Origin of the sequence: Vibrio sp. M260118 (assembly GCF_036533755.1) — a bacterium.
GTDB lineage: Bacteria > Pseudomonadota > Gammaproteobacteria > Enterobacterales > Vibrionaceae > Vibrio.
Genome location: NZ_JATABG010000321.1, coordinates 1 through 4,091, shown reverse-complemented (window position 1 = coordinate 4,091; position 4,091 = coordinate 1). Strand labels below are relative to the sequence as shown.

Sequence of the window (4,091 nt, the reverse complement as noted above, 5' to 3'; positions counted from 1 at the left end):
TATTAGTATCGGGAATGCATTTATAACGGCACAAACTGTGCATTATTTTCGTCGTGACATTGTTTTCTCCCGATTGATAGTGCAAGGAGGTTTTATGTTTGCCAATCAACAGTCGAAAAAACAAAAACAGAACAAACCCCAACAACCTAGTCAGAAGAAAGTTCCACTTTCAATGACATAACACCAAGGATAGACCTCGCCGTTGCGCGAGGTCTTATTGTGTGAAGATTCATAAAAACGAACTCGATCTATCCTTTCGCCGTTTCATTCTTGTCTTAGATCACAGACATTGCCGCTTGTTTATATAATGCTCACCCACTCTAAACGACTCACGTGAACAGGATCATTCACTTGGATAACTCAAACAGCATCACTGTGATTACCGCTGGTAGCACTGGGCTTATCGGCAATGAACTAATTAAGCAGATGTTAGAGCATGATCCTATCACGCGAATTTACGCCCTAACTCGACGCGAACTGCCGTTTTTCCATTCCAAGCTAGAGACTCTCCAACACCCAGAGCTACGCATTCAAGAGTGGGACGATGACAAAGTGCGCCCTGAGTATGGCTTTATCTGTTTAGGCACGACACTGAAACAAGCTGGCTCAAAACAAGCACTTGAGAAGATCGACTATCAATTAGTCTGCGATGTGGCCCAAGAGATGAAGCTGCTCGGCGTAAAAAAACTCGCTGTCGTTTCCAGCTATGGAGCATCGGCTCGTTCTCTATCACACTATCTACGCTGCAAAGGACGCATGGAGCTCACCATTGAACGAATGGGGTTTGAGCGCGTTATCTTCGCACGACCTGGCCCATTGAAAGGCTTAAGAGAGCAACCACGTAAAGATGAAGCTATTGTCCAAGCAGCAATGAAAGTTTGCCAACCATTGATGATTGGCCCACTGGCAAACTTTGTCCCTATCGAAGCTGAAGATGTCGCAATGGCGATGCAATATCGACTTTTTGCGCACTCAAACAAAAAGTTCGAAACAATGAGTACGGTTTCAATGCGTAAAGAAATCAAATCATACCAATAAAGGTCGTATCCTCATTGCCTTGCGCACACTGCAATGGTCTAATACCGAGGTGAATTTCAAACACTTGGTAAATAGATAATGCAACAAGAGCATCAACCTACGTTTTTTTTCTTTGATTACGAGACGTGGGGAACTAGCCCAGCGAAAGATCGACCGTGTCAGTTTGCAGGCGTGCGCACCGATATGGACTTTAATATCATCGGCGAACCTCTTGTTATCTATTGCCAACCACCCGCTGACTACTTACCTGCTCCTGAAGCGGCGTTGATCACTGGAATTACTCCTCAAACCGCTGAAAGCCAAGGTCTCTCTGAGCCTGAGTTTATCGCCAAGATTCATGAGCAGCTAGCTACACCCAATACCATCAGCTTAGGTTACAACAATATTCGCTTCGATGACGAGGTCACTCGTTACACCTGTTACCGCAACTTCCTCGACCCATATGCATGGAGTTGGCAAAACGGCAACTCGCGTTGGGATCTACTCGATGTGATGCGCGCTTGTTATGCGCTGCGTCCAGAAGGGGTAAACTGGCCTGAGAACGAAGAAGGCTTCATCAGTTTTAAGTTGGAACATTTGTCTGTTGCCAATGGCATTGAGCACGAAAATGCTCACGATGCGATGGCCGATGTTATCGCAACTATTGAAATGGCGAAGAAGGTCAAAGCAGCGCAACCTAAACTGTTCGACTATTTTTTGAGTATGCGTCATAAGCGCAAGCTCAATGAGTTGGTCGACATCGTTAAAATGACGCCGCTTATGCATGTGTCAGGAATGCTAGGCAAAGAGTGCAACTATACCAGTTGGATCGTCCCTGTAGCTTGGCATCCAACCAATCAGAATGCGGTGATCTGTGTCGACTTAGCCAAAGACCCACAAGCATTGTTAGATCTAGATACTGAGCAACTTAACAAGCGCCTTTACACAAAACGTTCTGAGCTTGGCCCTGATGAATTACCAGTGCCGGTTAAGCTAGTTCACCTCAACAAGTGCCCGATCCTTGCACCGGCAAAAACGCTTACCGCGGAGAATGCAGAGAAAATAGGCATCGACAGAGAGAAGTGCCTAGAAAACCTTGCACTACTCCGTCAGCACCCTGAAATACGCGAGAAACTAATTGGTGTTTACGGCATCGAACGTGAGTACGAGAAGAGCACTGACGTCGACAGCATGCTATATGACGGATTTTTCTCACCGGCTGATAAGGCCGCTATGGACATCATTCGCGAGACAGGCCCAAATAATCTAGCAGCACTCGACATTGCCTTTAATGACGATCGCATTGCACCGCTGCTGTTCCGCTACCGTGCACGAAACTTTCCTTGGACACTGGATGAAGCCGAGCAACAACGCTGGGCGACGCACTGCCGCGACTACTTCGAAAGTCGTATTGAAGACTATATGCTAAATCTGGAAAACTTAGTTCACGAACATGAAAGTGACGAAAAGAAGATTGCTATTTTAAAATCCATCTACCAATACGTGCAAAAGCGAGTATCCTAGGCTCTGTTTTCTTAGACATAAGTCCTGCACCCTACAATCTGGCCTAACCGTAACAATACAAAACAAAATTGGTTAGGCATTTGAACAAATCGAGCCCGCTTTTATGTGAGGCTATGCAAACGGACGACTCTAAAATATGGCAAAAACCTTGCTTCAATACGTCGTATCTATGGGGCTGATATTTTTGTGCCTTGTCGCGGGCATTAATATTCAACACTTATTAGGTATCTCAATCCCAGGTAGCATCATTGGTATGCTGATTCTGTTTGGTCTACTCGCGAGTGGCCTTGTACCCGCTGATTGGGTAAAGCCTGGCGCATCCCTGTTTATTCGCTACATGGTTCTTCTGTTCGTTCCTATCAGTGTTGGGTTGATGGAACATTTCGATATGCTCATCGCCAACGCTCTGCCTATTTTGGCTAGTGCTGTCGGCGGCACGCTGATTGTGCTTGTTTGTCTTGGTCTTATGCTCGACAGGTTGTTGAAGGGAGGACAGAAATGATGTGGTTGCTCGTAACAATTATTGTCTTCCTTGCTTCGCGTTGGCTGTGCCAAAAGATCAGAAGCCCATTTATGAATCCATTGTTAGTCAGCCTAGCAGTATTGATTCCGATGCTGACTTACTTAAAGGTACCATTCGAAACCTATTACGCCGGTAATCAATGGATCAATCACTTACTGCAACCTGCGGTGGTTGCCTTAGCCTACCCACTATACGAGCAGTTACCTCAAATCCGCGCTAACGTACGCATCATTATGTTAGCTTGTGGTGTTGGTAGTATTATGTCGATGTGCACTGCGAGTATGATCGCGGTTTACCTTGATACTGACTTATCGCTGATCGCCAGTCTTCTCGGTAAATCGGTCACGACACCTATCGCAATGGAAGTCTCAAGCCAACTTGGTGGTGAGCCTGCCATTGCCGCGATTCTGGTGCTGATTGTCGGCCTGTTTGGTGCCATCCTAGCCTACCCTATCTACAATTTACTCAATATTACTCATCCGATTGCAAGAGGATTAACCATGGGCACGGTTTCTCATGCACTAGGAACGGCAACATGTGCGGAGAAAAATAGTCAAGATGCGGCATTTAGTTCGCTCGCCCTTGTAGTCTGCGGTGTGATTACGTCGATACTCGCTCCATCGTTTTTCGCCCTTGCCGTGTGGTTATCCGCATAAACAATGATTTAACCGTGTTAAGTAGTGACTCAAATTTGAGTGGGTTGAGACCAAGCAAAACTCAAATATGTGTGAACTCACTCAAACTATGAAACGAACAAATACGTTGCATTTATTTTTGTGACACAGGCCTCCGAAAATTTCTCAACGTTGCATAAACTGTAATACCAATATCGGAGTTTACACCGTAGCTTTCGGATCTAGACTCATATGATATCAACGATGATTATTTAAGGATCCACTATGAGAAGCCGCATTGAAAAAGCGCTATCGGAAGTGCCACAAAAAGTAGCAGATTTCTTATCTCCAATTGTTTTTGCTGATGATTTTGACGCAACACTTTCTAATGAGCAATTTGAGCAACTACTTGC

The 4,091-nt window shown here is 45.4% G+C and carries 5 protein-coding genes and 1 pseudogene; all 6 read left to right on the top strand.

The features are described 5' to 3' along the window. Positions 1-181 (top strand): hypothetical protein (locus tag QTO00_RS15855; protein WP_331425656.1); only part of this gene is annotated, 181 nt, incomplete at its 5' end. A gap of 170 nt (positions 182-351) precedes the next feature. Beyond that, on the top strand, positions 352-1,038 hold the full coding sequence (locus QTO00_RS15850) for an oxidoreductase (RefSeq protein ID WP_331425655.1): 687 nt from the start codon (positions 352-354) through the stop codon (positions 1,036-1,038). A 78-nt stretch (positions 1,039-1,116) separates the two neighbouring features. Then, positions 1,117-2,541, top strand: coding sequence for an exodeoxyribonuclease I (gene sbcB, locus QTO00_RS15845; protein WP_331425654.1), 1,425 nt, complete (start codon positions 1,117-1,119; stop codon positions 2,539-2,541). Positions 2,542-2,677: 136 nt separating this feature from the next. After that, positions 2,678-3,043 carry a CidA/LrgA family protein gene (locus QTO00_RS15840; RefSeq protein ID WP_331425653.1) on the top strand — a complete coding sequence of 122 codons (366 nt, stop codon included), beginning with the start codon at positions 2,678-2,680 and terminating at the stop codon, positions 3,041-3,043. Further along, positions 3,043-3,720 carry an LrgB family protein gene (locus QTO00_RS15835; RefSeq protein ID WP_331425657.1) on the top strand — a complete coding sequence of 226 codons (678 nt, stop codon included), beginning with the start codon at positions 3,043-3,045 and terminating at the stop codon, positions 3,718-3,720. The genes QTO00_RS15840 and QTO00_RS15835 overlap by 1 nt, the downstream gene beginning before the upstream one ends. Positions 3,721-3,963: 243 nt before the next feature. Further along, a pseudogene (locus QTO00_RS15830) lies at positions 3,964-4,091 on the top strand (cytidine deaminase); the annotation flags it as partial.

Bases quoted from the DNA above. Each gene is read 5' to 3' on its own strand.
- sbcB (WP_331425654.1), top strand. From the start codon at position 1,117: ATGCAACAAGAGCATCAACCTACGTTTTTTTTCTTTGATTACGAGACG.
- QTO00_RS15840 (WP_331425653.1), top strand. From the start codon at position 2,678: ATGGCAAAAACCTTGCTTCAATACGTCGTATCTATGGGGCTGATATTT.
- QTO00_RS15835 (WP_331425657.1), top strand. From the start codon at position 3,043: ATGTGGTTGCTCGTAACAATTATTGTCTTCCTTGCTTCGCGTTGGCTG.